The sequence below is a fragment of the uncultured Rhodoblastus sp. genome, assembly GCF_903903185.1.
Lineage (GTDB): Bacteria > Pseudomonadota > Alphaproteobacteria > Rhizobiales > Beijerinckiaceae > Rhodoblastus.
Window position 1 is genome coordinate 1 of the sequence record NZ_CAIUXT010000211.1, and the last position, 4,960, is coordinate 4,960.

The 4,960-nt window shown below is 55.4% G+C and carries 5 protein-coding genes and 1 tRNA gene; 5 read left to right on the top strand and 1 reads right to left on the bottom strand.

Translation table 11 applies throughout. The features are described 5' to 3' along the window. Positions 1-3 precede the first annotated feature (3 nt). From QZY01_RS18510 to QZY01_RS18530, 5 genes are all read left to right on the top strand, one after another. A tRNA-Leu gene (locus QZY01_RS18510) sits at positions 4-88 on the top strand. 178 nt (positions 89-266) lie between these two features. Further along, positions 267-1,478 (top strand): integrase arm-type DNA-binding domain-containing protein, encoded by a 1,212-nt coding sequence (locus QZY01_RS18515; RefSeq protein ID WP_294540141.1) that lies wholly within the window; start codon positions 267-269, stop codon positions 1,476-1,478. A 401-nt stretch (positions 1,479-1,879) separates the two neighbouring features. Continuing rightward, complete coding sequence (locus QZY01_RS18520) at positions 1,880-2,119, top strand: AlpA family phage regulatory protein (RefSeq protein WP_294540143.1); 240 nt, start codon at positions 1,880-1,882, stop codon at positions 2,117-2,119. A 3-nt stretch (positions 2,120-2,122) separates the two neighbouring features. Beyond that, positions 2,123-2,599, top strand: coding sequence for a helix-turn-helix domain-containing protein (locus QZY01_RS18525; RefSeq protein ID WP_294540145.1), 477 nt, complete (start codon positions 2,123-2,125; stop codon positions 2,597-2,599). Continuing rightward, the gene (locus QZY01_RS18530) at positions 2,596-3,705 is read left to right on the top strand and encodes a tyrosine-type recombinase/integrase (RefSeq protein WP_294540147.1); all 1,110 of its coding nucleotides are present in this window, start codon (positions 2,596-2,598) and stop codon (positions 3,703-3,705) included. The genes QZY01_RS18525 and QZY01_RS18530 overlap by 4 nt, the downstream gene beginning before the upstream one ends. 108 nt (positions 3,706-3,813) lie before the next feature. Here QZY01_RS18530 and QZY01_RS18535 read toward each other — a convergent pair. After that, the coding region (locus QZY01_RS18535; RefSeq protein ID WP_294540150.1) for an acyltransferase at positions 3,814-4,960 on the bottom strand (1,147 nt) is incomplete at its 5' end.

Consider the following 4,960-nt stretch of genomic DNA (forward strand, 5'->3'; position numbering starts at 1 on the left):
AATGCCCCTGTGGCGGAATTGGTAGACGCGCTCGACTCAAAATCGAGTTCCGCAAGGAGTGCTGGTTCGATTCCGGCCAGGGGCACCAAACACCCATCCAAGACAGTCCAAAAACGTCCGGAACCCATTGAAAAACCTAAGAAAAGGTTGGGTTTGGGGTCCAAGGGCGTCCATTAGGGTGCGCTGGTATCCGCTGCAAATGTTGGTATAATCGTTGGTATCCGCTCAATACCAATATTTTCGATACCAACTTTCGAGATACCAACATGGCCCTGACGGAAATGGAAATCCGCAACGCCAAGCCCGGCGCGAAAATCATCAAGCTGTCGGACGGCGGCGGTCTGCAATTATGGGTTTCGCCCGATGGCGCGAAACGTTGGCGCCTCGCCTATCGGTTCAACGAGTCGCAAAAGACGCTGGCCATCGGCGTCTATCCGGCAATTGGACTCAAGGACGCCCGAGAGGCGCGGGAGAGCGCCAAGCGGCTGTTGGCCGAAGGGGAAGACCCGTCTCAAGCCAGAAAACAGGCCAAAGCCGCGCAAATGGTCGCAGCGGCCAACACGTTCGCGGCCATCGCGGAAGAACTTCTGGCCAAAAAGCGGCGCGAGGGCAAAGCCGAAACCACCTTGGGCAAGCTGGATTGGCTCCTTGGCCTCGCCATGCCGGTCTTGGGTCCGCGTCCTGTCACTGAAATCAGTTCGCCCGACGTGCTGGCCGTGCTGCGTCGCATTGAGGCGCGCGGGCAGTTGGAGACAGCGGGACGGTTGCGCGCCGTCGTCGGCGAGGTTTTCCGCTATGCCATCGCCACGGGCAGGGCTGAAAACGATCCGACCTTTGCGCTTCGCGGCGCCTTGACCACGCCAAAAACCAAACATCGGGCGGCGATTGTCGAACCCGTCGCCTTCGGAGCCTTGTTGCGCTCGATTGAAGACTACGAGGGAACGCCGGAAGTTCGCGCTGCCCTCAAATTGATGGCCTTGACCTTTGTCCGCCCCGGCGAGCTTCGCAACGCCTTCTGGGCGGAATTCGACCTTGAGGCCGGGCTTTGGATCATCCCGGCGGGCCGGATGAAAATGCGCAGGCCCCATCGTGTGCCGCTCGCCCCGCAAGCCGTCGCCGTCCTGAAAGAGCTTCACGCCATTACCGGCCATCGCGCCTTGCTCTTTCCCGGCGTCCGTTCCGCCGACCGCGCCATGTCGGAAAATACGATCAATGCGGCCTTGCGGCGGCTCGGCTATGGCAAGGATGACATGACCGGCCACGGCTTCCGCGCGGCGGCAAGTTCGCTGTTGAACGAGTGCGGCAAATGGAACGCCGACGCCATCGAAGCGCAATTGGCGCATGTCGAGAGCAACAAAATCCGCAAGGCTTATGCCCGCGCCGAATATTGGGACGAGCGAATCAGCATGATGGATTGGTGGGCCAACAAGTGCGACGAATTGCGTCGCGGTGGTATAGTTGTGAAGTTGTCAGCCTGAAATCACAAAAAATAAAATTGACTGCGAACGATAGCGCGGCCATATCAACCTTCTGTTTTTAAATTGCTTTTCGAAAAATACCGACCAAGCGAAGATCGATTCGCAACGAATTTATTGTTTCTGTCCCCGCTAAAATTTCAAAAATCTTGGGCTCACGTCCTTGCTTTGGCGACCGAGCGGGGGCGTAGTTGCTCTCCGGACCGCAATGGTTCGTTGCGCGCCTCACGGCATTGAGGCAGACGAGATTAAAAGAGCCGCGCCGACCCCTGCCAGGGTCAACACGGCTCGTAGGGTCGAAACCCGCGCTCTGAACGGAGCGGGCCAAACCTACTCGGCATTTTTGGAGCCGTCAAAGGCTTTGATCATGCCGGCTCGTCGCCAAACGACGTAAAGGACTACAATTGGCTCACGACAAAGGCGGCGCCAAACAGCGCCCCAATTCGGCTTTTCAAAACCTCCCCCAAACCGGCTTCTTGCGACTCAGCGCCATCCTTGCGCCGAATGGCCCCATTCCTGTGGGCCGCTCGACTTGGTGGGCGGGCGTCAAGGAAGGGCGCTATCCCAAGCCGATAAAACTCGGCGCCCGGATTACCGCCTGGCGCGTCGAAGACATTCGCGCGTTCATCGAAAACGGCGGGTGACGCATGGCGAGGCGGTACAACATCCGCCGCGTCAAAATCCATCGGAGCTACGAAGTCTCGGAAGCCGCAAAGCTTCTGGACGTGAGCAAGCGCAGCATCAACCGATGGATCGACGCCGGCCTTCCCCTCGTCGTGCGCAAGCGCCCACGCCTGATTCTCGGCAAGCACTTGCGCGAATTTCTCCAAGCGCACCAGCCCAAGAAGCAGCCCTGCCGCGCTGGTGAAATCTTCTGCGTGGGATGCCAGACGCCCCAGCGCCCGGCCTTCGACGAAGTTGAATATATCCCCAAGACGGCAACGACCGGCCTCCTGGCCGGCCTCTGCCCGGTCTGTGCGTCGATGATCTATCGCTTCACCACAACCGCCACGCTCGCCGCCGCCAGCGGCGATCTGAAGGTTGCAGGCCACCCCGCACAGCAACGCCTATGCGATAGCCCCGACCCCTCCCTGAATGTCCACTTGAAAGAGGAAAAATCATGACCGCGAAAAGACACCCGGAAAACGAGCGCATGAAGCGCCATTACCTGCACTTCCTCGCCGAGGTCAAAGGCCGGGATGAGGCCTCGCTCGACGCCGTGGCGAAAGCCATCGAACGCTTCGACGACTACAACCGCCGAAAGGATTTCAAGAAATTCCACATTGAGCAGGCGCGCGGTTTCAAGGCGCATTTGATGGAACAAACCAACGTGCGGACTGGCGCCGCGCTCTCGGCCTCAACCATCAAATCGACGCTCGCCAACCTCAAGGCGTTCTTCGTCTGGCTGGCCGGCGAGCATGATTATCGGTCTTCCCTGAAAATCGCCAACGCCGAATATTTCAACCCGCCCGAAAACCTCTCGCGAATCGCCTCGGCCCATCGTCACCGGCCTTGCCCGACGCTGGAGCAAATCCGCGCCGTGCTGGAGGCCATGCCGACCGAAACGGAAATCCAGCGCCGCGACCGGGCGCTGGTCGCCTTCGCCATCCTGACGGGCGCCCGCGACAGCGCCATCGTCTCCTTCAAGCTCAAACATATCGATCTGGAGCATGAACTGCTGGAACAGGATGCGCGGGACGTTGCAACCAAGCGCGCCAAGACTTTTTCGACGTGGTTTTTCCCGGTCGGCGATTCCATCAAGCAGATCGTTGTCGATTGGGTGGACTTCCTCCGTCTTGAAAAGCATTTCGGCCCCAACGATCCGATCTTCCCGAAATCGCGCGTCGAGCCTGGACCGGACTTCCATTTTATCGCCGCCGGCCTTGCCCGCGACCATTGGGCGAACGCGCATCCCGTCCGCGCGCTGTTCAAGGAGGCCTTTGCGCGCGTCGGTCTGCCCTATTTCAACCCGCACAGTTTTCGCAACACGCTGGTTCAACGGGCCTACGAACTCAAACTCGACACCGAGCAATTCAAGGCCTGGTCGCAAAACCTCGGCCATGAACATTGCCTGACGACTTTTTCCAGTTACGGCCAGCTTCCAGCGCATCGGCAGGCGGAAATCATTCGCGGCCTCGCCAAGCCGACGAAATCCGACCCGGACGACATGACGCCTGACTTGCTTCGACAGTTGGCGGACCAATTGGAGCGACGCAAAAAGTCAGGATAATCATATGTTGCGGCTTGCGACCGCCTCACGTGGTTCTCGCAAATAATCAAAGATTGTCCAACGTGATATCCGGTTGCCGCTGCTTTTGGAAGGACCTATCCACACAGGTCAACTATGATTCCTGTTTAGAAATCGGCTTTTGTAGTAAGAAAAGACAATCAGCGGAAACTTAACTTTATTCATCATGCCTTGAATCGGCCTTTCGATCCAGTGAAGCGACAATGCTGACAGCGTAATAACAACGCATGTTAATATTACGGACGAATGAACTCCTATTGAATAAAGACCGAATATTACTGCGACATGGTAGGCATAAATAGGATAGGATATATCTCCAAGCCAGCGAAATATAATAGATAATTTTGGACCTACAGGCAATTCCTCACACAGCGCTATTGCTACTACAGCGATTATCACAGCCCTCCCCACAAACGTACCTGATACAGATGCCATTATTACAGGAGTAAACAATACTACATACCCTATTGGAGATTTCCTATGTTTATAATAAAGAAACCCCGAGACCCAATACCAACTGACGGCGATGAACGCCAAGCCATACTTTAACACCGACGCATCCGGTGGACACGTTGTGATATTGTATAACAACGAGGTGGCTCCAAATATGTATAGCGGAATAGCTTTTAGTTTTGCGAAATATGGCGCTAAAATGTAGTTCCACCATTCAATTGCGACGGTCCAAAGTTGTCCCGCCAGAGGTATCGGGCGAGAAACAAAAGATTGTAGCATAAAGACTGTACTAAAAATCTCTAAAAAGGTTGGCGGAGGAATATTGTCACCAGTCGCAACTATAATTTTTCCCTTTAAAAGGAAGCTAACCGCAATAGCTAGCACAATAGCGACGATATAGGTGGGGTATATTCGCGTGACGCGCCGCCAGAAAAAACCATCCGGTTGTCTATCTAAACTGGCCGCAATGGAGTACCCAGATATAATCAAAAAACCAAAAACTGCCGAACCTTGATTCAGCCAAAGGCCAAATTTACTCCATCCAGTTAAAAGGTCGATAAAGTAATTTTCGTGCCCGACCATAACAATGAACGCTAATATGAATCTAGTGAGAGCAAGTACTTCCCATCTACTATCTAACCTAAGTGTCCGTCCGAAAAGAAGTTGAATCGCACGAGTCGTTTGTGATTCATGGAAAGCAGCCTGATTCGGGAGGGGCTGCCGATGTGGACGAGCGAGAACCGGGCGAAATACGACCGCGACAAGTTGCGTTATCCCAGCGACC